This is a genomic window from Nonomuraea sp. NPDC050451 (assembly GCF_044458585.1).
The window spans coordinates 308087-328796 of record NZ_JBITHZ010000001.1; the positions used below are offsets into that span (position 1 = coordinate 308087).

Sequence of the window (20710 nt, forward strand, 5' to 3'; positions counted from 1 at the left end):
GGTACGCCGATGGAGGAACGATGACGAAGGAGAAGGCGCAGGCGAGGCGCGAGCATCTTGCGAAGATGCGGGCCGAGCAGAAGCGCAAACAACGCCGCGCCGCGCTGCTCATGTGGGGGACGGGCGGTCTGATCATCGTGGTGCTCGTCGGCGTGGTCGGCTTCTACCTGGTCAAGCAGGCCCGCGAGACCTCGCTGGACGCCGTGGCCAACTACAAGTACGAGGCCGGGCAGCACGTGTGGAACGCGGTCACCTACAAGGAGAGCCCTCCGGTGGGTGGTCAGCACAACAACTACTGGCAGTCGTGCTCGATCTACGACAAGCCCATCCACAACGAGCACGCCGTGCACTCCCTGGAGCACGGGGCCATCTGGATCACCTACCGGCCCGACCTGCCCAAGGCGCAGGTCGACAAGCTGAAGGAAGTGGCGACGTCCACGGGCCAGCAGGACTACATGCTGGTCAGCCCGTACCCCAACCTGCCCGCGCCGGTGGTCGCGTCGTCGTGGGGGCACCAGCTCAAGCTGAACGACCCCGCCGACCCGAAGCTGGGGGCGTTCATCAAGAAGTTCCAGAACGGGGCTGACACGCCGGAGCCCGGCGCCACGTGCGGCGGCGAGGACGCCATCACGACGACGGCCGACCAGGCGCCGCTGCCGCCGGAGCCGACGGGCAACCAGCAGCAGCCGCCGATGGAGACCATCTCGCCGTCGCCCAGCCAGTCGCAGAAGTAGCCCGCGCGGCCGGTGGGCATCGGCCGGAGCGAGGAGCGGCAGTACGCCGGAGGGGTGGATGCGTGGCCCCTTCGGCGGCGTGGCCGCCCCCTCGTGGGTGTGGGCACTCCGGCCGACGCCCGTGACGGGGTGCTAGACCCCGTCGATGAGGAGGCCCTGGCGGGCCCGGGCGTACTCCTCGAAGGAGATGCGGCCGTCGCCGTCGGCGTCCACGCGGGAGAAGGCCGTGGCGAGGTCGGTGTCCGCGCGGTTCCAGACGGTGCGGAAATCCTCCATCGTGATCCAGCCGTCGCCGTCGCGGTCGGCGACGGCGAAGGTGGCCCGGGTGATCGGCGCGAGCACCGCTTCGAGGGCGCCCGTGCGTACCAGCGACTCGAAGGACTTGACGTACTCCTCCTTGCTGATCTGCCCGTCGCGGTCGGTGTCGAGGGCCCGGGCGTGGGTGTCCCAGGCGTTGAGGAACGCGTTGACGACCGCCTCGGCCTCGGGCGAGTCCGCGCGCACGCCGGTCTGCTCCAGCCGCCGCTGGGCCAGCGCCAGGTAGTCGTATCTGGTCAGGAAGCCGTCGCCGTCGGCGTCCAAGTCCTTGAAGTTGCGCTCCGCGCTCTCGCGGAAGCTGCTCTTCTGCGCCATCATGACTCCGATCAGTTACTCTACGTAGTCTAACGCTACTTAGCGTAACTCGCACCGGATGTGATGGACAGAAGGCTCACGAAAGAGCGTGTTCGATGGGCTTCCACTCCAGACCGTGCGCCTCGGCCACCGGGCGGCTGGTCAGGTGGCCGTCGTGGGTGCTCAGGCCCAGCGCGAGCGCCGGGTCCTCGCGCATGGCCTGCTTCCAGCCCAGGTCGGCGATGGCCAGCGCGTACGGCAGCGTCACGTTCGTCAGCGCGAACGTCGAGGTGTGCGGCACCGCGCCGGGCATGTTGGCCACGCAGTAGAAGAGCGAGTCGTGCACCCGGTACGTGGGTCGCTCGTGCGTGGTCGGCCGGGAGTCCTCGAAGCAGCCGCCCTGGTCGATCGCGATGTCCACCAGCACCGAGCCCGGCTTCATCCGGCTCACCAGGTCGTTGCTCACCAGCGTCGGCGCCTTGGCGCCGGGCACCAGCACCGCGCCGATGACCAGGTCGGCCTCCAGCACCGCCTGCTCGATCTCCAAGGTGTTGGAGGCGACGGTCTGGCAGTGGCCCTGGTAGATCAGGTCGGCCTGGCGCAGCTTGTCGATGTTGTTGTCGAGCAGCAGGACCTCGGCCTGCATGCCGAGGGCGATGGCGGCGGCGTTCATGCCGGACACGCCGGCGCCGATGACCACGACCTGCGCCGCGCGCACGCCGGAGACGCCGCCCATCAGCACGCCCCTGCCGCCCCCCGAGCGCATCAGGTGGTACGCGCCCACCTGCGGCGCCAGCCTGCCCGCCACCTCGGACATGGGCGCGAGCAGCGGCAGCGCCCTGTTGGCCGTCTGGACGGTCTCGTAGGCGACGGCCGTGCAGCCGGAGTCGAGCAGGGCCTGCGTGCAGGGCCTGGACGCGGCCAGGTGCAGGTACGTGAACAGCACCTGCCCCTTGCGCAGCCGGTGGTACTCCTCCGGCACCGGCTCCTTCACCTTCATGACCATGTCGGCGGCCGACCAGACCTCGTCGGCGTCCGGGACCATGACGGCTCCGGCCGCGGCGAAGTCGTCGTCGGGGATCGCGGAGCCGACGCCCGCCCCCTGTTCCACGAAGACCCGATGGCCGTGGCGTACGAACTCGTGTACTCCGGCCGGGGTAAGGGCCACCCGATATTCGCTGTTCTTGAGCTCTTGCGGAACACCGACTTTCATGGGCGAACTCTTCTCGCTCTTGTGCGCTTACGCCTCCATTCTTCCTCTCTCCCCCGAATAGGTGAGGATTATCGGGCTGATTACCCCGGTGCCGCCGTACCTCGATAGGCTCACCGGCAGTCCGAACGTCAGGATGGGATCGCCATAGATGGACAAGCCGGAAGAGCCGCCACCCGCGGACCCCGGGGAGCCGAAGGCCAGCAAGGCCACCACCATCTTGCTGATCGTCTCGCTCGTTCTCGTCGTGCTGGTCGCGGGCGTGGTCGGCTCGATCGCCGTCCTGATGACCAGAAATCCCGACATGCCGCTCCTGGGTGCGGCGCCGGCGCAGCGGCTGGCCGTGCCCATCCACTTCGCCCCCGTCCGGAAGGCCGAGGCCGCGCCGTGTCCCCGCGCGGAGGCCGTGCTCGACGAGGAGCAGAAGAACTGCTACTTCCTGGAGGACGGCGTCACGGTCGACTCCGTGCAGCGGGTCGAGCCGGTGCGCGAGAAGGACGGCCAATACTCCGTGCGCATCGCGATCGCCCCGCGGTTCAAGGAGCGTCTCGTGCAGCTCATCGACGAGCTGGTGCCCGAGCAGCGGCAGGTGGCCATCGTGCTGGCCCCCGCGCAGCCTGACGTGCCCAAGGTCGTGCTGGCCGCGCCCGTCGTCACCCAGTACATGGACGGCGACAGCATGAGCATCTCGGGCTTCGAGAAGGAGGAGGCCGACGCGCTGGTGACCCGCCTGCTGGGCACCACGCCGGGCGCGTCCACGCAGCCCTCGGACCCGGCCTCGCAGCCGCAGCAGCCCGGCGGCACGCCGTCGCAGAACAGCCAGAACCCCCCGGGCCAGCAGAACACCACCCCCGGCACCGCCACCAACCCGGCCAACCCCGGCACCACGGGCAATCCCGGCACCACGGGCAATCCCGGCACCACAGGCAACCCCGGCATCACCGGCACCCCCGGAAGCACCAACCCCGCCTCGGGCCCCCGGCGCACCCCCGACAAGCGCTATGCCGGCTGCAAGGAGGCCGTGGCCGCCGGGGACGGCCCCTACTACAAGGGCACCCACGAGGAATACTCCTGGTACGTGGACGTCGACGGCAACGGCGTGGCCTGCAACAGCGGCGACATGCGCTAACCGAACAGCTCCTCCAGCCCGTCGATCGCGAAGTAGGCCACGAAGATCAGCGAGACGATCCAGAGCAGCCACGGGATCTCGGAGAAGCGCCCTCTGGCCGCCTTGACGAGGGTGTAGGCGATCACGCCCGCGCCCACCCCGTTCGTGATCGAGTACGTGAACGGCATGAACGCGATCGTCAGGAACGCCGGGATGGCCACGTCCAGGTCGGCCCAGGGCACGTTCCTGCTCTGCATCATCATCAGCGCCCCGACCAGCACCAGCGCGGGCGCGGCAGCGGCGGCGGGCACCACCGAGGTCAGCGGCGTGAACAGCAGCGTCAGCCCCAGCAGCGCCCCGGTCGCCACGCTGGCCAGGCCGGTCCGCGCGCCCTCGCCGACGCCCGCGGCGGACTCGACGAAGACGGTGTTGGCCGAGGAGCTCACCGAGCCGCCGATCATGCCCGCCACGCCGTCCACGGTCAGGACGCGGCCCAGCCGGGGCACCTGGCCCCGCTGGTCCACCATCCCGGCCTCGTCGCTCACGCCGATGATCGTGCCCATCGCGTCGAAGAACCCCGACAGCACCAGCGTGAACAGCACCACGGCCGCCGTCAGCGCCCCCGCCCTGCCGAACCCGCCGAACAGGTCGAACGCGCCCACCAGCCCGAAATCCGGCGCCGCGACCAGGCGCTCCGGCACGCGCGGCGTCACCACGCCCCACGACCGGGGCGGGACCTTGGCGACCGAGTTGACCCAGATGGCCAGGGCCGCCGTCACGACGATGCTGATCAGGATCGCCGCCGGGGTCCTGCGTACGAACAGGACGATCATCAGGAGCAGGCCGAAGCAGAACACGACGACCGGCCAGCCTATGAGGTGGCCCGTGGCGCCGAGCTGCACGGGCGTGCCGGTGCCCCGCGTCACGAACCCGGCGTCCACCAGGCCGATCAGGGCGATGAACAGCCCGATGCCCACGCTGATGGCGTGTTTGAGCGCGAGCGGGATGGCGTTCATGATCAGCGTGCGCAGGCCCGTCACGGCCAGCACGATGATGACGAAGCCCTCCAGCACCACCAGGCCCATGGCCTGGGCCCACGTCATGTGCGGGGCGGCCTGGTAGGCGACCACCGCGTTGAGGCCGAGCCCGGCGGCCAGGCCGAAGGGCGCGTTGCCGACGAAGGCCATCAGCAGCGTGGAGACGGCCGCGGCGAGCGCCGTGGACGTGGTGAGCTGGGCGATGGAGAGCCGGGCGCCCGTGACGTCCGTGGCGCCGGCCAGGATGATCGGGTTGAGCAGGATGATGTAGGCCATGGCCACGAACGTGGTGACCCCGCCACGCACCTCGCGGCCGACGGTCGTCCCCCGCCCGGTGAGCTCGAAGAACCGGTCGAGCACCCGCCATCCCCCTTCGCATGATCAAGGGGGATGGCGCATAGCTACCCGGCGGCCGGCGAGATCACGCCTTCTCGTGGCGCCCGTGGCCCACGAGCCCCATGAACTCCTCCAGCCCGATCGTCCCGTCGCCGTCGTTGTCGGCCGACTTGATGAACGCCTCGATCTCGCTCTCGGACGCGCCCTGTCCACCCAGCGCCTCGTTGGCCCGGCGGATCTCGTCGGCCGTCAGCAGGCCGTCGCCGTCGGTGTCGAAGCGCCGGAACTCCGCCTCGGCCGCTTCACGAGCGCTTGCCATCGGTTACCCCCATTGTCGATCCGCTATCAAACAACGCGATATCTTCTGGCCTAATCGGAACCCGAGTCAACCGCAGACCGGTCGCCGCCCGCACGGCGGCGGCGACGGCGGGGGTGGAGGAGAGCGTCGGGGGCTCGCCGGCGCCGCGCAACCCGTACGGCGCCGCCGGATCCGGATTTTCCAGGATCTTCATCTGCATCGGCGGCATGTCGAGGATCGTGGGGATGAGGTAGTCCGTGAACGACGGGTTCAGCACCCGTCCGTCGCGGACCTGGATCTCCTCCATGAGCGCCAGCCCGAGCCCCTGCGCGGACCCGCCGTGGATCTGGCCCTCGAGGGCCTGCGGGTTCAGGATCCGGCCCACGTCCTGGACGGCCGCCAGCTCGACCACCTTGACCAGGCCCAATTCCACGTCCACGTCCACGACGGCCCGGTGCACGCACAGGGCGAGCTGGGTGTGGGAGCTGCCCTGCCCGGTGATCGGGTCCATCGGGTACGTGGGGCGGTGCCGGTACTCCCGCGTCTCCTCGATCGGCCCGAACTTCTCCAGCGCCTCCTCCGGCGGCAGCCCGTTGAAGCGCTTGCGCACCGCCTCGCAGGCGGCCTGCACCGCCCCGCCGGTCACGTACGACTGGCGCGAGGCCGACGACGAGCCGGCCGAGCCGACGGAGGTGTCGGCGGTGGCCACGGTCACGTTCGCGATGCCCAGCTCGCTGCGGGCGATCTGGGCCTGGATCGTCACCAGGCCCTGGCCCACCTCGGCGGCGGCCGTGTGCACGGTGACGTGCGGCTCGCCGCCGACCAGCTCGGCGCGCACCCGGGCCGTGGAGAAGTCGTCGAAGCCCTCGGAGAAGCAGATGTTCTTGATGCCGACGCCGTAGCCGACGCCGCGGCGCACCGACTCGCCGTGCGTGGTCTGGGACACGCCCCCGGGCATCGACCGCAGATCACTGAGGGGTTCTGAAGGGAGCGGCATCGCATCGAGGTCGCGCAGCATCTCCGCGAGCGGGGCCGGGGAGTCGATCACCTGGCCGGTGATGAGGTGGGAGCCCTGGGAGACGGCGTTGCGCACGCGGATCTCCACGGGCGACAGGCCGCACGCCTCGGCCAGCCGGTCCATCTGCGACTCGTACGCGTAGCACGCCTGGACCGCGCCGAAGCCGCGCATCGCGCCGCAGGGCGGGTTGTTGGTGTAGACGCCGGTGGCGTCCACCTGCACGTTCTCCACCTCGTACGGGCCCACGCCCAGCGACGCGGCGTTGCCGACCACGGCGGGGGAGGAGGAGCAGTACGCGCCGCCGTCCAGCAGGATGTCGGCCTTGACGTAGACCAGCTTGCCGTCGCGGGTCGCGCCGTGCTCGTAGCGCATCACGGCCGGGTGGCGGTGCACGTGGCCGAAGAACGACTCCTCCCGGCCGTACACGATCTTCACGGGCCGGTTCAGCCGCAGCGCCAGCATGCAGGCGTGCGCCTGCATCGACAGGTCCTCGCGGGCGCCGAACGCGCCGCCGACGCCGGACAGCGTCAGGCGCACCTTGTCCGGGGGCAGGCCGAGGCAGGGGGCGAGCTGGTCGCGGTCCACGTGCAGCCACTGGGTGGCGATGTAGAGGTCGACGCCGCCGTCCTCGGCCGGGACCGCCAGGCCGGACTCGGGGCCGAGGAAGGCCTGGTCCTGCATGCCGACCTCGTACTCGCCGGTGACCACGACCTCGGCCTCGAACGTGTCGCCGCGCCGCACCGGCTGGTGCCGTACGAAGCGCTGGGACCGGCGGGGGTCGGTCACGGCCTCGCGCACCTCGTACTCGACCACGATGGCCGCCGCCGCCCTGCGCGCGGTCTCGGGGTGGTCGGCGGCCACCACCGCCACCGGCTCGCCCTGGTAGCGGACCTGGTCGATGGCCAGCACCGGCTGGTCCTTGTGGTCGAGCCCGTAGAACTTCTCGCCCGGCACGTCCTCGTGCGTGAGCACGGTCAGCACGCCCGGGATCTTCAGCGCGGGCCCCACATCGATCGAGCGGATCCAGGCCGACGGGTGCGGGCTGCGCAGCGTCGCGCCCCACACCATGCCGTCCAGCCACAGGTCGGAGGCGTAGGCGAACTCGCCGGTCACCTTCAGCGTCGCGTCGGGCCGCCGCGCGCTCTCGCCTACCCCTTTTCCGGCCCCTCGTCCGGTGCCGTGCAGGGTCGTGTACGCGGTCTCCGTCATCCTCCGAGTAGAGCACCGCCGCCGCGCCGAGTCCTATGCGCGTCGCGTGAAATTGCGGTCAGCGGTTGGCCTCGGCGCCTTGTATATTCCTCCAAGTGCGCATCTCTGACCTGCTGGCCATCGACGAACTGCGCCTGACCCTGCTCGCCGGCGACCCCTCGCGCGAGTTCGGCACCGTGCACATCACCGACCTGCCCGAGCCTGGGCGCTACCTGAGCGGCGGCGAGCTGGTGCTGTCGGGGCTGATGTGGTGGCACGAGCCGGGAGACTCGGCCAGGTTCGTGGCGGCGCTGGTGGAGGCCGGGGTCGCCGCGCTGGGCGCCGGTCAGGCGTGGCTGGACCACGTCCCGGCCGACCTGGTGGCCGCGTGCGAGGCCGCCGGTCTGCCGCTGGTCGAGGTGCCGACGGAGGTGTCGTTCCGGACGCTGGCGGAGCTGGTCGTGCCGCGGCTGGCCGGCGACGTGCGCGACGCGCTCGGCCGCCACCGCAGGCTGGTCGCGGCCATCGCCGAGGGCGCCGACCTGCGCGAGCTGTTCCAGCTGACCGCCGCCGAGCTGGGCGTCACCGGCGCCGTGCTGTCCGCGTCGGGCGAGGTGATCGTGGGCGCGGCTGCAGATCCCGTACGGCTGGCGAAGGCGTACCTGACGGCGCCGCGGCTGCCCGCCCACGTCGGCGACCATACGATCTTCGCGGTCGGGCGCGGCCACCGGGCCGCGGGCTGGGCGCTGGCGTGCGACGGCGACCTGATGGGCCGGGCCGACCTGGGCTACGAGCTGGCGTCCTGCGTCGGCCTCGAACGCAACCGCATGGAGGAGGGCCACCGGGTCGAGCGCCGCCTGACCGAGCAGCTCATCGTGGCCGCGCTGGCCGAGTCCGACGCGGCCGAGCTCAACGCCAGACTGCGAACCTGCGGGATCGACGCGGCGGAGCCGTACGCCGTCGTGAACGCCACCGCACCCAGGCAGGGCGCCACCCGCGGGCCCGACCCCGCCACGCTCGGCGGGCAGGTCGTGGAGGAGCTGCTCGGCCGCGAGGTCGTCGCGGCGGCGGGCGCGGACGGCGCCATCGCCGTGGTGCCGCTGCGCGAGCGCACCACGGCCGAGCTGGCCGATCGGCTGCGCGCCGGGGCGGAAGTGCTGGCCGCCCTGCCCGACACCCGCCTGTGCGTCGGCGTGAGCGGCGCGCTGACCGGGGCCGCCGCCGTCAAGGGCGGCGTGGAGGAGGCCGGGCACGCCAGGCGCCTGGCCGAGGCCCGCTCCGGGGGCGTCGTCACCAGCGACGAGATCTACACGCACGCGCTGCTGCTGGCCACGGTGCCGGGAGACGTGCGCCGCTCGTTCACGGCGCGGCTGCTGTCGCCGCTGCTCGACTACGACCGGCGGCACCAGTCCGAGCTGGTGCGCACCCTCGGCGTCTTCCTCGACTGCGCCGGCTCGTGGAACGCCTGCGCGGAGCGGCTCCACGTGCACGTGAACACGGTCCGTTACCGCATTCGCAGGATCGAGGAGCTGACCGGGCGAAACCTGGCCACGATGGCCGACCGGGTCGACTTCTTCCTGGCGCTCAGGGACACGGGCCCGCCTGGATAGCCCCCCGCGCCTCGTCCACGGCCACCCGCTCCTCCCTCAGCCGCCGCTCCCAGCGAGCGTGGCCGAGCCCGCCACCCCCGGCCACGGCCTCCTCGACGTAGGACAGGGCCCGGTCGGGATCGTTCAGCATCCGGCACGCCTGCGACAGCCCGATCAGGCAACGCAGCTTCCCGATCCGGTAACCGGTCGCCTCGAACAGCTCACGAGTCCTGAGAAGGTGCGGCAGAGCCTGCTCCGGGTCGCCCAGGCCGAGGTAGACCTCGCCGAGCGCGAGCCGGCTGCTCGCCTCGTGGCTGGAGTCGCCCGCCTGCTCCGACTCGGCCAGCGCCTCGTGCAGCGGCTCGCGCGCCTTGCCCGGATGTCTCATGCCCAGGTGGGCGTGGCCGATCATCATCAGCGCGTACCGGACCCCCACGCTCGCGCCGATGCTCTTGGCCAGTGCGAGCTGGCGCTCCGCCCAGGGCAGCATCTCCTCGTGGCGTTCGCCCGAGTTGTAGGCGTTGGCCAGGTTGCCCAGCGCGCGCATCTCGCCGAAGGCGTCGCCGATCCGCCGGGCGAGCTCCAGCGAGGACCGCAGGTGGGCGACGGCCTCGTCCGTGCGTCCGGTCATGCGCAGGGCGTTGGCTATGTGGTCGTGCGCGGTCAGGGCGCCGGCCTCGTCCCCGACACGCTCGCTCACCCGCAACGCCAGCGTGTTCAGCTCCTTCATCTGCGCCATGTGGTAGGCCCGCTCCTGGGGCCAGATGAGGCCGAACGTGAGGTTGACGCCGAGCCGGGCGATCGTGTCGTCGGGGGAGTTCAGGGCCTGCACGGCCGCGGCCGTCAGGACGGCCTCCTCGTCGCGCAGCCACGCCTTCGCCTCCTCCGCGGTGCGGACCTCGTGCGGGACCGCGTCGACCGGGGCCGCCGGCTGCGTACGGTGCGGGTCGCTGACGTGGCTGGCCAGGCGGGTGGAGGCGGCGTAGTACGACAGCGCGCGGATCAGCGGCCCGCGCCAGTCGCCGGGACGCAGCTCGCCGGCGAAGAGGCGGACGAGGTCGTGCAGCTGGTAACGGTCGGGGGCGGCGCGATCGAGCAGGTGGGCGTCCACCAGCCGCTCCAGGGCCGCTTCCGCCTCCCCGGACGTGACGCCGGCCAGCGCCCCCGCGGCCTCCGCGGTCATCTCGGGCACGTGCAGGAGCCCCAGGAGCGACAGTATGCGCGCGGCCAGCCGGTCGACGGGGCGCGAGCCGCGTTGGAGCGCGGTGTGGCTGGCGGCCAGGCTGGAACGGACCGCCAGGTCGCCGGTCGCGAGCTCGTGCAGCCGGGTCCGCTCGTCGCTCAGCCGGGACGCCAGCGCGGACACGCTCCAGTCAGGGCGTCCGGCCAGGCGCGCCCCGGCGATGCGTAAAGCCAGCGGGAGACCGTCGCACAGGCGGACGAGCCTGGCCGTCTCGCCGGCGTCAGCCGTGATCCGGCTCGCGCCGGCCAGGTTGGAGAGCATCGTGGCCGACTCCGCCTGCGACATCCTGGCGAGCTCCAGCTGGACGGCGTCCTCGCCCCAGCTCATGGTCTCCCGGCTGGTCACCAGCAGCGTGTTGCCGAGCGAGGCCGACAGCAGCGGCCGGATCTGCGCGAGGTCGGCGGCGTCGTCCAGCACGGCCAGCACCCGCCGGTCGTGCAGGCGGCTGCGCCACGCGGCCGCCGCCTCGTCCAGGTCGGCGGGCACGGCGCTGGGTGGCACGCCGAGCGCGCGCAGGAACCGCCCGAGCACGTCGAGTGGGGTGAGAGCGGGCAGCTCGGGCGTGGCCCCCCGGCAGTTGACGTGGAGCTGCCCGTCGGGGAAGCGGTGCATGGCCAGGTGGGCGACGTGGGCGGCGAGCGCCGACTTGCCGACGCCGGGCGGCCCGGTGATGATCATCAATGGGCTCGGCGAGGTCTCGTCCCCGGGCGCGAGCCACTCCGTCAGGCGCGTGATCTCCGCGGACCTGCCCACGAACTCCGCCAGCGGGCGGGGCAGCTGGTGCGGCGTCTCGTGAGGCGCCGGCGCGCTCGGGACGGGTGCCGCATCGGCACGCAGCACCATCTCATGGCATCGGCGCAACCCCTCGCCGGGCGACAGGCCGAGCTCCTCGGCGAGCAGGACCCTGCCCTCCTCGTAGACCTGCAGGGCCTCGGCCGGGCTGCCCGAGCGGAACAGGGCCGTCATGAGCAGCTCGCGGACCCGCTCGCGCAGGGGGTTGCGGCGGGTGAGGTGGCGCAGCTCCTCGACGATGTCCCGGTGGCGGCCCAGGCGCAGCAGGCTCTCCGCGCGCAGCTCCAGGGCGGCGAGCCGGAGCTGCTCCAGGCGGTCGCGCTCCGCCTCCGCGAACGGGCCGGACAGCCCGCTCAGCGCGGTGCCGCGCCACATCGCCAGGGCCTCGTCGAGCAGGCGTACGGCCTGGGGGTCGTCACCGGCGCGCCGGGCCCGCCTGGCCGCCTCGATGCCGTCGGCGAACAGCATCGCGTCCACCTGGGCGGGCTCCACCCGTAAGACGTAGCCGGCCGGCGTCCCCGCCAGCACCCGCGACGGCTCGCGCCGCCCGCGATCGGGCTCGAAGGCGCGGCGCAGGCCGGCGATATAGGTGTAGACGCTCTGCTCGGCATTGCGCGGGGCGTTCTCGCCCCAGATGCCGGCGATCATCTGGCTCATGGGAATGGGACGGGCCACGGCGGCGGCCAGGATCGCGAGGGCGGTCTGCTGCCTGGCGGGTCCGAGATCGGCGTGCTCTGCGGCCGTTCCGCGGTGGAGCTCCGCGGTCACCGCCCCCAGCAGGCGGATGAAGATGCCCTCGCCCACACGACCTCCTCGACTCGCCCCTTGAATCGCATCAACAGGGCAGCGTAATCAAGATCGTCGTTCAGTAAAGGCTTACCGGGCCGCTGTAGATCGAATGTAGACGGGGTCGATAAATTGCATATCAATCCGTGCCTGCCGGGCAGCAGGCCACGTGGCCTGACTGATCAGCGACTCAGGCAAGGTCGCCCGGACGGCAGATGGCGGGGCCAAGAGGCCCCTCACCGGCCGGGCCACGGTACGACAGGGCACGGAGTGCGGTTGCGTGCCTGGTATGCCGCCTTGCCTCGGCTAACAATTGCCGCTCAGCAGCAGTAAACGTCCGATTGTCCAGAGGACAGGGAAGACGTTGCGGCACTTGTGGCCGTAGCATTACCTCCAACGGTTACCGCGGCAGTGATCACGGCAACCAGGACGGACAGGACAATGCGCATGCGCACGGGGGTTCTCCCTAGCCTATGTGAGTTGCTTGGACTTCATCTTCTCAGGGAGCGGCTGCTGTGACCACATCTGACCTAGTCGGACTCCGCATCAAGACGGTTCGGCGGCAACGCGGCTTGTCACAGGCGCAGCTGGCGCACCCTGAACTGTCCGACAGCTACGTCTCGTTGATCGAGAGCGGAAAGCGTACCCCCACCCCTGCGGTCCTGGAACTGCTGGCCCAGAAGCTGGACTGCTCGCTGTCCTATCTGATCAACGGCGTCACCGCCGAACAGATGGAGGACATCGAGCTCGCCCTCGGCTACGCGCGCCTGGCGCTCGAGAACGGCGAAGTCGCCGAGGCCCGCACACGCTTCGAGGAACTGCTGGGCAACAGCAACCTGACAGGTCTGACCGCACTTCGTCAAGAAGCCGAATTCGGCCTGGCGCTCGCGACCGAGGCCGGGGGCGATCTCGACCGGGCGATCTCGATCATGCTCAAGCTCCGTGCGGAGGAGCTTCCCGCCGAGCAGAACATCGAGGTGGCCATCGCGCTGTGCCGCGCCTATCGGGAGCGCGAGCGGCTGAGCGAGGCCGTCGAGGTGGGCGAGCAGGTCCTCAGCGGCAGGTCCCGGCAGGGCTGGACCGACCTGCTGGTCGAGCTGGGCGCCACGCTGCTGGCGGCCTATCTGGAGCGCGGCGACATGCTGCGCGCCAGGCAGTTCGCGGCCGAGCTGCTCAACGCGGCCGACGCGCTGGGCACGCCGCGCTCCATCGTCGCGGCCAACTGGAACGCCTCCATCGTCGCCCGCGCCACCGGCCACAACAGCGAGGCGGTGGCCCTCGCCGAGCGGGCCCTGGCCGTGCAGGTGGAGCACGGCCAGCCGCGCAACACCGCGAGGATGCGGCTCCAGCTCGCGCGGACGCGGCTCAGGACCGGCGCGCAGGACGCCGTGGTCGTACGCGACATGCTGCGTACGGTGGTCGCGGAGTTCGAGCAGACCTCGACCAGCACGATCGACCAGGCCATGCTCTACATGGAGCTGGCCAGCGCCGAATACATGACCGGAGACCTGGACAAGGCCGCCGAGCACGCCGTGATCAGCCGAAACCTGCTCCCCGAGTTCGGCCACGTGCTGGGCGCGGAGGCCAGCCTGCTGCTCGGCAGGGTCTGCGGCGCGGTCGGCCGGGTGGACGAGGGCCGTCAGCACGCCGCCGCCGTCAAGGGCTGGCTCACGCCGCTGCCCGACTCCCGCCGCTCGGCCCGCACCTGGTACGCCGCCGCCGAGACCATGGAGGTGCTGGGCGAGACGGACGAGGCCGTGGAGGCGTACCAGCGGGCGCTGGCCTGCGCGGGGCTATAGCGAGGTCCGGACCGGGCGGGGGCGTCGGTAGCCTTGGGGGTGTCATGAAGAGATCCCCGCTTGCGGCACTCGCCGCGACTGCCGCCGCCCTGCTCGTGTTCCTGTTCGGCACGGCGGCTCCCGCGCTGGCGCACGACGCGCTCAAGAGCAGCTCCCCGGCCAAGGGCGCCGAGGTCAAGAGCCTCGACGAGGTGCGGTTGGAGTTCACCGCGGGCGTGCGCCTGCCGTTCGTCATCGTACGCGGCCCCGGCGGCGCCGAGCTGCAGAGCGGCAAGCCCCAGGTCGACGGCAAGGTGGTGACCCAGGCGGTCAAGGAGCCGGTGCCCGACGGGAAATACACGATCGCCTACCGGGTCGTGTCGTCCGACGGGCATCCGATCGAGGGCGAGATCCCGTTCCAGGTGAAGGGGGCGGAGACGCCGTCCCCCAGCCCCAGCGCCGCGAGCCCCGGCGACTCCTCCAGCGCGGCGCCGGCGAGCTCCGCCCCGGCCACGCAGGCCGCCCAGCCGGCGCAGACGTCGCCCGCCACCGACCAGGCCTCGGCCGCGCAGCCGGTGACCTTCCCCGTGTGGCTCGTCATCGTGATCGGCGCGCTCGTCGGCATCGGCATCGGCTTCCTGCTCAGCGCGCGGAAGAGGAAGCCATGAGCAAGGCGGCGCGGCTCGCGCTGGCCGGGGCGGCCGCCGCGGTCGTCGCCCTGGTCATCGGCATGATCGCCGGTGGCAGAGCGTTCCCCAGGATCATCCCGGGGCTGCCCGACTCCGGCGCGGTCGTCCGGTGGGGGCTTCCGCTGTCCAAGCTGCTCATGGACGTGGCGGGCGTGACCACCGTCGGCCTGCTGCTCATGGCCGCCGCGCTGCTGCCCAACGACAAGGGCGTGCTCGGCAGGACCGCCTCCCAATACGTCAAGGCCGGCTCGTGGGCGGCTCTCGCCTGGGCCGGCTCGGCCTTCGTCGCCATCGTGTTCAGCACCGCCGAGTCCATCGGCAGGACCGTTCCCCAGATCCTCGACCGCACCTTCCTCACCAGCTACGCCACCCAGACCACGCAGGGTGTGGCGCTCACGCTCGTGGTGCTGTTCGGGGTGGCGATCGCGCTGTTCTCCCGCGGCGCCATCACCGCGGGGGCCGCGGCGGGCCTGCTGGTCTTCGCCCTGGTGACGCTGCTGCCCGCGCCGCTCACCGGCCACACCTCCTCCTCGCCCAACCACGACCTCGCCACGTCGGCGGTCTCGCTCCACCTGCTCGCCCTCGCCCTGTGGGTGGGCGGGCTCGCCGTGCTGGCCCTCCACGCGGTCCGCAAGCAGCCGCAGCTCGAGGTGGCCGCCCGCCGGTTCTCCGACATGGCCGTGTGGTGCTACGCCGGGGTGGGGCTGTCCGGGGTGTTCAGCCTGATCGCGCGGCTGGGCGCGGTGTCCGACCTGTGGACCACCCAGTACGGCCTGCTCGCCGTGGTCAAGATCGTGGCGTTCGTGCTGCTCGGCTACATCGGCTACTGGCACCGGCAGCGCACGCTGGCCGACCTCGACAAGGGCAGGCCCCGGGCGTTCACCCGGCTGGCCGGCGGCGAGATGGTGATCATGCTGGCCACCATCGGGGTGGCCGTGGCGCTGTCGCGCACGCCGCCGCCCGACTTCAGCGTGCCCGCCGACCGGGCCTTCGAGCTGCTCGGCTTCCCCCTCCCCGCCGAGATCACGCTCGGCAACGTGTTCACCCTGTGGTGGTTCGACCTGTTCTTCGCCACGGTCGCCGCCGTGCTGGCCGGGCTCTACGCGCTCGGCGTGCGCCGCCTGCGCAAGCGCGGCGACGCGTGGCCGTGGGGGCGCACGGCCTCCTGGTACGTCGGGATCGCGCTGCTGGTGTTCGCCACGCAGAGCGGGCTGGCCCGCTACGCCAAGGTCATGTTCGACGTCCACATGATCGAGCACATGACGCTGTCCATGGTCGTGCCGATCTTCCTCGTCATGGGCGGGCCCGTCACGCTGGCCCTGCGCGCGCTCAAGCCCGCCACCCGGCGGGGTGACCGGGGGCCGCGGGAGTGGATCACGACGATCCTGCACAGCCGGTTCACCAAGGTCGTCTCGCATCCCGTCGTCGCCACGTCCATCTTCATCGCCTCGACGTACGCGCTGTACTTCACGCCGCTCTTCGAGTCGGCCATGGAGGAGCATCTCGGGCACATCTGGATGACCCTCCACTTCCTGCTCAGCGGGTGCCTGTTCTTCTGGGTGATCGTCGGGGTCGACCCCGCGCCCAACCGGCTCCCGTACGTCTGGCGGCTGCTCATGCTCTTCGTCACCATGCCGTTCCACGCGTTCTTCGGGGTCGCGTTGATGATGATGGGTACGGTGATCGCCTCCGGCTGGTACGAGCAGCTGGGCCGCACCTGGGGCGCCACGCTGCTGCAGACGCAGCAGGACGGCGGGGCCATCGCATGGGGCTTCGGCGAGATCCCGACGCTCATCGTGCTGCTGGCCATCGCCGTGCAGTGGTATCGGGACGACGAGCGGCAGGCGCGGCGCACCGACCGCAAGGCCGACCGCTCCGGCGGCTCGGGTGATGCCGAACTCGACTCCTACAACGCCTACCTCGCCCGTCTCAACCGCGCCGACAAAGGTGAGTGACAGGTTTCCGGCGAGTAGCCGTTCGGCCATGGCCTTCTATCTTCCCACTACAAGTCTCTGTACCGCCAGGTAGCCTGTCTCCCAGGGGAGACGGGCATAACCCCATGACCAGCGTGCGTAGGCCTTGAGGGGGGACGCGCACCGCCAGGTGAGGGCGCCGGAGTGGGGACCGGCGTAGGCCCGGTGTGCCTAGGAAGGCGAGAACCATTGTCGGAAGAGACACGGATGCGCGGGGGGCAGAGCCTGGCCGAGGCTCTTGAGAGCTGTCTGGCCGAATGGTCCGAGCGCACGGGGATCGCCGTCGAGACCTGGGCGCTGCCGGCCACCGACGTGCCCTCACGGGTCTCGAGGGCCGTCATGGCCACGATCGACGAGGCCCTGTCCAACGTCGAGCTGCACAGCCGGGCCCGGACCGTGTCCATCGCCGTGACGGTCTCCAAGAGCGGGCTGCGCATGACGGTCAGCGACAACGGCCAGGGCTTTCACGCGGCTGGGGCGGGAAGCGGCATCGCCAGGATGCGGGCCGCCTTCACGGAGCTCGGCGGGAGCCTGTCGGTCAACAGCGTGCTCGGCGAGGGCACTACCGTGACCGGGGTGGTGCCCAGGCGCGGCTGACGGGGTCAGGAGAGGGTGAGGATCTCGCTGCCCGTCTCGGTGACCACGATCGTGTGCTCGAACTGGGCCGTGCGCTTGCGGTCCTTGGTCACGGCCGTCCACTTGTCGGGCCAGATGTCGTACTCGATGGTGCCCAGCGTCAGCATGGGCTCGATCGTGAACGTCATCCCCGGCACCAGCTCCACCCGCAGCGACGGGTCGTCGTAGTGGGGCACCATGAGCCCGGAGTGGAAGCTCGTGCCGATCCCGTGGCCGGTGAAGTCGCGGACGACGCCGTAGCCGAAGCGCTTGGCGTACGCCTCGATGACCCGGCCCACCACGTTGAGCTGCCGCCCCGGCGCGACCGCCTTGATGGCCCGCATCATCGCCTCGCGCGTGCGCTCCACCAGCAGCCGCGACTCCTCGTCGACCTCGCCCACCAGGTAGGTGGCGTCGGTGTCGCCGTGGACGCCGCCGATGAAGGCGGTGATGTCGACGTTGACGATGTCGCCGTCCTGGAGCACGGTGTCGTCGGGGATGCCGTGGCAGATGACCTCGTTGATCGACGTGCACAGCGACTTGGGGTAGCCCTTGTAGCCGAGCGTGCTCGGGTAGGCGCCGTGGTCGATGAGGAACTCGTGGCCGACCCGGTCGAGCTCGTCGGTCGTGACACCCGGCCGGATGTGCTTGGCGACCTCGTCGAGCGCCTGGGCGGCGAGCCGGCCGGCCACCCGCATGCGCTCGATGATCTCGGGGCTCTTCACGTCGGACTCGCCGGTCTTGGGGCGCTTCTTGCCGACGTACTCCGGCCGCTCGATGTGGGCGGGAACCTTTCGCATGGGCGAAACTCGCCCGGGCTGGAGCAGTGTCGTCATGAAACATGAGTCTACGGGGCAGAATTGACCCCGTGAGCGATGGCCAGTGGTGGTTCTGTCTCAAGCACATGCGGGTCGAGCCCGAACAGGGCTGCCCCAACAAGGACCGGATGGGTCCCTACACCTCTGAGCAAGAGGCGGCCGGGGCGCTGCAGCGCGCCGCCGACCGTAACAAGGCCTGGGACGAGGCCGAGAATGACGACGACTAGGGCACGACCGCGTACGCCCTGACCGGGAAGGTCCCCATGCCCGCGACCATCGGGGGCGCGGCGTGGAACCGGAAGCCGTCCCCCTCGGATGACTGGGGCAGCGCGGCCAGGCCCGTCAGGTGCTCCACCAGCGGGATGCCCGCCTTCAGCAGGATCGTGTGGGCGGGGCGCTCGCCCTGGGGCGGGGTGTCGTCGATGTTGAGCGAGTCGATGCCCACCAGCGCCGCCCCCTGTTCGGCCAGCCACTGCGCCGACTCGGGCGCGAGGTAGGGGTGGCCGTGCAGGTAGGCGTCGGTGCCGAAGTGGCGGTCCCAGCCGGTGTGGATCAGCACGGCCCGTCCCCGTACGTCCAGGTCCTTGCTGATCGTCACCTCGCGGCCCTCGCCGGCCCGCACCACGAGGCCGGGCAGGTCGGCCAGCTTGCTCACCGGCACCTGTGACAGGTCGGGCCCGTCGGGATAGCGGTGGTACGGGGTGTCGAGGTAGGTGCCGGTGTTGGCGGCGAGGGTGATCATGCCGATGTGGAACTCCGTGCCCGGCGCGTAGACCTTGCGCGAGTCCTCCCGGGTCAGGTGCACCCCCAACTTGGGGCCGGGGATGCCGGGATAGGTGACCATCCCGTCCACGATGCGGTGGCTGAGTTCGACGATCATGCGGACGCTCCTATACGTGCGAGCTTGATCAGGGCGAAGACACCGATGCCCGCCCAGATCAGGTTGAGGCCGGCCGACGGCCAGGCGGCGCTGTAGGCGCTGTTGACCATGAGCCCGAGCGAGCCGGCGAGGTTCATGAGCTGGTACGTCGCGCCGTCGCCCGGTAACCGAGACTGCGTGACCAGGACATACCCGACCAGCAACAGCGCGGCGCCGATCCAGCCGACGGCGGCGAAGAGGAGGTCCATGGGCGTCATTGTCTGGACTGATCGACGTGAAGCGCAAATAAAGAATGCTAAAGGTGCGCGTAAGCTGACCTGCATGGACATTGATCCACGGCGGCTGCGGATCCTGCACGAGGTCGCCCGCCGCGGCGGCGTCATGCGGGCCGCCGAAGCACTCTATCTGACCCCCTCCGCCGTCTCCCAGCAGCTCGCCCAGCTCGAACGCGAGGTCGGGCTCGCCCTCATCGACCGTTCCCAGCGCAGCGTCTCCCTCACCCCGGCCGGGCGCGTGCTCGCCGGCTACGCCGAGCGCGTGGAGGAGGAGCTGCTGGAGGCCAGGCGCGAGCTCACCCGGTTCACCGAGCGCCTGGCCGGGCCGGTGCGCATCGCCGCCTTCCCCACGGTCATCACGCACATGCTGGTGCCCGCCATGCGCGACCTGGCCGCCCGCCACCCCAAGATCACTCCGTTCATCCACGAGATCTACGGCCAGCCCGCGCTGCAGGAGCTGCGCATGGGCGCGGTGGACGTGCTCATCACCGAGCAGGACATGAGCCTGCCGGGGCTGTCGCAGCCGTCTCTGAGCGCGCGGCTGCTCTACGTGGACGAATACCGCATCGTGCTGCCGCCCGACCAGCCGGACCCGGGTTCGGTGCCCGAGCTACTGCGGCTGCCCTGGGTGGCCAGCGAGCCGAGCCAGGCGTGCGGGCAGGCGCTGGAGCGGCTGGCGGGGCTGCACGGGTTCGAGCCGCGCAAGGTGCACGTCATCACGGAGTTCGGGCCCACGCTGTCGCTGGTGGCGGCCGGGCACGGGGTGGCGATCGTGCCCGCGCTGGCCCTGCTGGACGTGCCGGAGGGCGAGGTGCGGGTGAGCGAGGTGCGGGACGTGGGCGCGCGGCGGCTGGACGCGGTCACGCGGGTGAGCCGTACCAGGTCGGGGGAGCCCGACCCCGTGCAGGCCGTGGTGATCGGCGCGATCGAGGAGGCCACGGCGGCGCTGGAGACGTCCCTGAGCGGACGCCTGCACAGTGCCGCCGAGCCTGGGCGGCTGGGTCCCTAGTCGGTCAGCTGGGGGCCGCTGACTTTGTCCAGCAGGCGGGCCAGGCGCTCGCGCAGGCCGGGGCGGCGTTCGGGCTCTCCGGCCGCCGCGCTCACCAGGTGCTGCGCCCCGTCGAAGGTCACCAGCCCGTCCCGCGGCACCTCGATGCGGTCGTGCGCCAGCCCGGCCAGCTCCCGGTCGCCGCCCTCGATGGCCAGGATCGTCGCCCCCGTGCGCCGGGCGTCGTCCACGCGTTCGAGCAGCGGCACCGGCGCCTCCCGCTCGGCCAGCACGAACAGCGTCTCGCCCCGGGCCGCGCGCTCCAGGCGTTCGATGCCGACCCGCAGGTGGGCGGGCGCGTCGGCGGGCGGCGTCCAGCGCACCAGCGTGGGCGTGAGCTGCGACAGCCCGGAGAACCTGGCCTCGTCGGCGAGGTGCGCGGTCAGGTGCCAGGGCTCGTCGTCGGGAGTGCCCACCAGCAGCAGGCCGCCGGGCGAGCGGGTGGCACGCAGGGCGATGCCCAGCTCACGGGCGCGTTCGAGCCAGCCGGTCTCGGCCAGGAGCTCACGCAGCAGTGCCACCGATCCTGAGTCCATGTCCCCATGGTGCCTGACGCCGCACGCGCGGGGTGGCTGATTCGGGAGTGATGTGTTGACACGAGGTGCGTTTCCCCGTCATTTCGGGCCTTGACAGGAGGTTACTCCCGGGTAACGATCGGCTCGCGGCGCCGCCGTCCCAAGTAT

19 protein-coding genes are annotated in these 20710 nt (G+C 71.3%); 9 read left to right on the top strand and 10 right to left on the bottom strand.

The window, feature by feature from the left end; genetic code table 11:
- Positions 1-20 precede the first annotated feature (20 nt).
- Entirely contained in the window at positions 21-734 is a 714-nt protein-coding gene (locus ACIBI9_RS01290) for a DUF3105 domain-containing protein (protein ID WP_397219915.1), read from the top strand.
- A 132-nt stretch (positions 735-866) separates the two neighbouring features.
- Here the strand turns inward: ACIBI9_RS01290 and ACIBI9_RS01295 are convergent, their stop codons facing one another.
- Both ACIBI9_RS01295 and ald read right to left on the bottom strand, forming a co-directional pair.
- A complete protein-coding gene (locus ACIBI9_RS01295; RefSeq protein ID WP_397219916.1) occupies positions 867-1370 on the bottom strand; it encodes an EF-hand domain-containing protein in 504 nt (167 codons plus the stop codon).
- Between the two features lie 73 nt (positions 1371-1443).
- On the bottom strand, positions 1444-2559 hold the full coding sequence (gene ald / locus ACIBI9_RS01300; protein ID WP_397219917.1) for an alanine dehydrogenase: 1116 nt from the start codon (positions 2557-2559) through the stop codon (positions 1444-1446).
- Positions 2560-2707: 148 nt separating this feature from the next.
- On the opposite strand from ald, the gene ACIBI9_RS01305 reads away from it, so the two are divergent.
- Entirely contained in the window at positions 2708-3685 is a 978-nt protein-coding gene (locus ACIBI9_RS01305) for an excalibur calcium-binding domain-containing protein (RefSeq protein ID WP_397219918.1), read from the top strand.
- Here ACIBI9_RS01305 and ACIBI9_RS01310 read toward each other — a convergent pair.
- The 3 genes from ACIBI9_RS01310 to ACIBI9_RS01320 all read right to left on the bottom strand — a co-directional run bounded on the left by ACIBI9_RS01310 (position 3682) and on the right by ACIBI9_RS01320 (position 7562).
- Positions 3682-5061 (bottom strand): NCS2 family permease, encoded by a 1380-nt coding sequence (locus ACIBI9_RS01310; protein WP_397219919.1) that lies wholly within the window; start codon positions 5059-5061, stop codon positions 3682-3684. The genes ACIBI9_RS01305 and ACIBI9_RS01310 overlap by 4 nt on opposite strands.
- A 61-nt stretch (positions 5062-5122) precedes the next feature.
- Positions 5123-5356 (bottom strand): EF-hand domain-containing protein, encoded by a 234-nt coding sequence (locus ACIBI9_RS01315; protein WP_357729518.1) that lies wholly within the window; start codon positions 5354-5356, stop codon positions 5123-5125.
- The gene (locus ACIBI9_RS01320) at positions 5340-7562 is read right to left on the bottom strand and encodes a xanthine dehydrogenase family protein molybdopterin-binding subunit (RefSeq protein ID WP_397219920.1); all 2223 of its coding nucleotides are present in this window, start codon (positions 7560-7562) and stop codon (positions 5340-5342) included. Before ACIBI9_RS01320 ends, ACIBI9_RS01315 begins: the two co-directional genes overlap by 17 nt.
- 95 nt (positions 7563-7657) lie before the next feature.
- Between ACIBI9_RS01320 and ACIBI9_RS01325 the strand changes: the two genes are divergently transcribed.
- Complete coding sequence (locus tag ACIBI9_RS01325; RefSeq protein WP_397219921.1) at positions 7658-9151, top strand: PucR family transcriptional regulator; 1494 nt, start codon at positions 7658-7660, stop codon at positions 9149-9151.
- Here the strand turns inward: ACIBI9_RS01325 and ACIBI9_RS01330 are convergent.
- Positions 9126-11969, bottom strand: a complete 2844-nt coding sequence (locus ACIBI9_RS01330) for a BTAD domain-containing putative transcriptional regulator (protein WP_397219922.1) — start codon at positions 11967-11969, stop codon at positions 9126-9128. The two genes, ACIBI9_RS01325 and ACIBI9_RS01330, sit on opposite strands and share 26 nt — an antisense overlap.
- Before the next feature lie 497 nt (positions 11970-12466).
- On the opposite strand from ACIBI9_RS01330, the gene ACIBI9_RS01335 reads away from it, so the two are divergent.
- The 4 genes from ACIBI9_RS01335 to ACIBI9_RS01350 all read left to right on the top strand — a co-directional run bounded on the left by ACIBI9_RS01335 (position 12467) and on the right by ACIBI9_RS01350 (position 16988).
- Entirely contained in the window at positions 12467-13750 is a 1284-nt protein-coding gene (locus tag ACIBI9_RS01335) for a helix-turn-helix domain-containing protein (RefSeq protein ID WP_397219923.1), read from the top strand.
- Positions 13751-13794: 44 nt separating this feature from the next.
- Entirely contained in the window at positions 13795-14397 is a 603-nt protein-coding gene (locus ACIBI9_RS01340; protein WP_397219924.1) for a copper resistance protein CopC, read from the top strand.
- Positions 14394-16373, top strand: a complete 1980-nt coding sequence (locus ACIBI9_RS01345) for a cytochrome c oxidase assembly protein (RefSeq protein ID WP_397219925.1) — start codon at positions 14394-14396, stop codon at positions 16371-16373. The genes ACIBI9_RS01340 and ACIBI9_RS01345 overlap by 4 nt, the downstream gene beginning before the upstream one ends.
- A gap of 225 nt (positions 16374-16598) precedes the next feature.
- Entirely contained in the window at positions 16599-16988 is a 390-nt protein-coding gene (locus tag ACIBI9_RS01350) for a sensor histidine kinase (protein ID WP_397219926.1), read from the top strand.
- A 5-nt stretch (positions 16989-16993) separates the two neighbouring features.
- Here the strand turns inward: ACIBI9_RS01350 and map are convergent, their stop codons facing one another.
- Positions 16994-17842, bottom strand: coding sequence for a type I methionyl aminopeptidase (gene map, locus ACIBI9_RS01355; RefSeq protein WP_397219927.1), 849 nt, complete (start codon positions 17840-17842; stop codon positions 16994-16996).
- A 5-nt stretch (positions 17843-17847) separates the two neighbouring features.
- Between map and ACIBI9_RS01360 the strand changes: the two genes are divergently transcribed.
- Positions 17848-18051, top strand: coding sequence for a hypothetical protein (locus ACIBI9_RS01360; protein WP_397219928.1), 204 nt, complete (start codon positions 17848-17850; stop codon positions 18049-18051).
- Here the strand turns inward: ACIBI9_RS01360 and ACIBI9_RS01365 are convergent.
- A complete protein-coding gene (locus ACIBI9_RS01365) occupies positions 18048-18704 on the bottom strand; it encodes a cyclase family protein (protein WP_397219929.1) in 657 nt (218 codons plus the stop codon). The genes ACIBI9_RS01360 and ACIBI9_RS01365 overlap by 4 nt on opposite strands.
- The gene (locus ACIBI9_RS01370) at positions 18701-18952 is read right to left on the bottom strand and encodes a hypothetical protein (RefSeq protein WP_397219930.1); all 252 of its coding nucleotides are present in this window, start codon (positions 18950-18952) and stop codon (positions 18701-18703) included. The genes ACIBI9_RS01365 and ACIBI9_RS01370 overlap by 4 nt, the downstream gene beginning before the upstream one ends.
- 73 nt (positions 18953-19025) lie before the next feature.
- Here ACIBI9_RS01370 and ACIBI9_RS01375 point away from each other — a divergent pair, with 73 nt between their 5' ends.
- Positions 19026-19988: a LysR family transcriptional regulator gene (locus ACIBI9_RS01375; protein WP_397219931.1), complete on the top strand. Its 963-nt coding sequence runs from the start codon at positions 19026-19028 to the stop codon at positions 19986-19988.
- Here ACIBI9_RS01375 and ACIBI9_RS01380 read toward each other — a convergent pair.
- Complete coding sequence (locus tag ACIBI9_RS01380; RefSeq protein WP_397219932.1) at positions 19985-20563, bottom strand: hypothetical protein; 579 nt, start codon at positions 20561-20563, stop codon at positions 19985-19987. The two genes, ACIBI9_RS01375 and ACIBI9_RS01380, sit on opposite strands and share 4 nt — an antisense overlap.
- Positions 20564-20710 lie beyond the last annotated feature (147 nt).

Excerpts from the sequence above, each read along its gene's own strand:
- ACIBI9_RS01290 (WP_397219915.1), top strand. The coding sequence starts at position 21 with ATGACGAAGGAGAAGGCGCAGGCGAGGCGCGAGCATCTTGCGAAGATG.
- ACIBI9_RS01295 (WP_397219916.1), bottom strand. The coding sequence starts at position 1,370 with ATGATGGCGCAGAAGAGCAGCTTCCGCGAGAGCGCGGAGCGCAACTTC.
- ald (WP_397219917.1), bottom strand. The coding sequence starts at position 2,559 with ATGAAAGTCGGTGTTCCGCAAGAGCTCAAGAACAGCGAATATCGGGTG.
- ACIBI9_RS01305 (WP_397219918.1), top strand. The coding sequence starts at position 2,708 with ATGGACAAGCCGGAAGAGCCGCCACCCGCGGACCCCGGGGAGCCGAAG.
- ACIBI9_RS01315 (WP_357729518.1), bottom strand. The coding sequence starts at position 5,356 with ATGGCAAGCGCTCGTGAAGCGGCCGAGGCGGAGTTCCGGCGCTTCGAC.
- ACIBI9_RS01320 (WP_397219920.1), bottom strand. The coding sequence starts at position 7,562 with ATGACGGAGACCGCGTACACGACCCTGCACGGCACCGGACGAGGGGCC.
- ACIBI9_RS01340 (WP_397219924.1), top strand. The coding sequence starts at position 13,795 with ATGAAGAGATCCCCGCTTGCGGCACTCGCCGCGACTGCCGCCGCCCTG.
- ACIBI9_RS01345 (WP_397219925.1), top strand. The coding sequence starts at position 14,394 with ATGAGCAAGGCGGCGCGGCTCGCGCTGGCCGGGGCGGCCGCCGCGGTC.
- ACIBI9_RS01350 (WP_397219926.1), top strand. The coding sequence starts at position 16,599 with ATGCGCGGGGGGCAGAGCCTGGCCGAGGCTCTTGAGAGCTGTCTGGCC.
- map (WP_397219927.1), bottom strand. The coding sequence starts at position 17,842 with ATGACGACACTGCTCCAGCCCGGGCGAGTTTCGCCCATGCGAAAGGTT.
- ACIBI9_RS01360 (WP_397219928.1), top strand. The coding sequence starts at position 17,848 with ATGAGTCTACGGGGCAGAATTGACCCCGTGAGCGATGGCCAGTGGTGG.
- ACIBI9_RS01365 (WP_397219929.1), bottom strand. The coding sequence starts at position 18,704 with ATGATCGTCGAACTCAGCCACCGCATCGTGGACGGGATGGTCACCTAT.
- ACIBI9_RS01370 (WP_397219930.1), bottom strand. The coding sequence starts at position 18,952 with ATGGACCTCCTCTTCGCCGCCGTCGGCTGGATCGGCGCCGCGCTGTTG.
- ACIBI9_RS01375 (WP_397219931.1), top strand. The coding sequence starts at position 19,026 with ATGGACATTGATCCACGGCGGCTGCGGATCCTGCACGAGGTCGCCCGC.
- ACIBI9_RS01380 (WP_397219932.1), bottom strand. The coding sequence starts at position 20,563 with ATGGACTCAGGATCGGTGGCACTGCTGCGTGAGCTCCTGGCCGAGACC.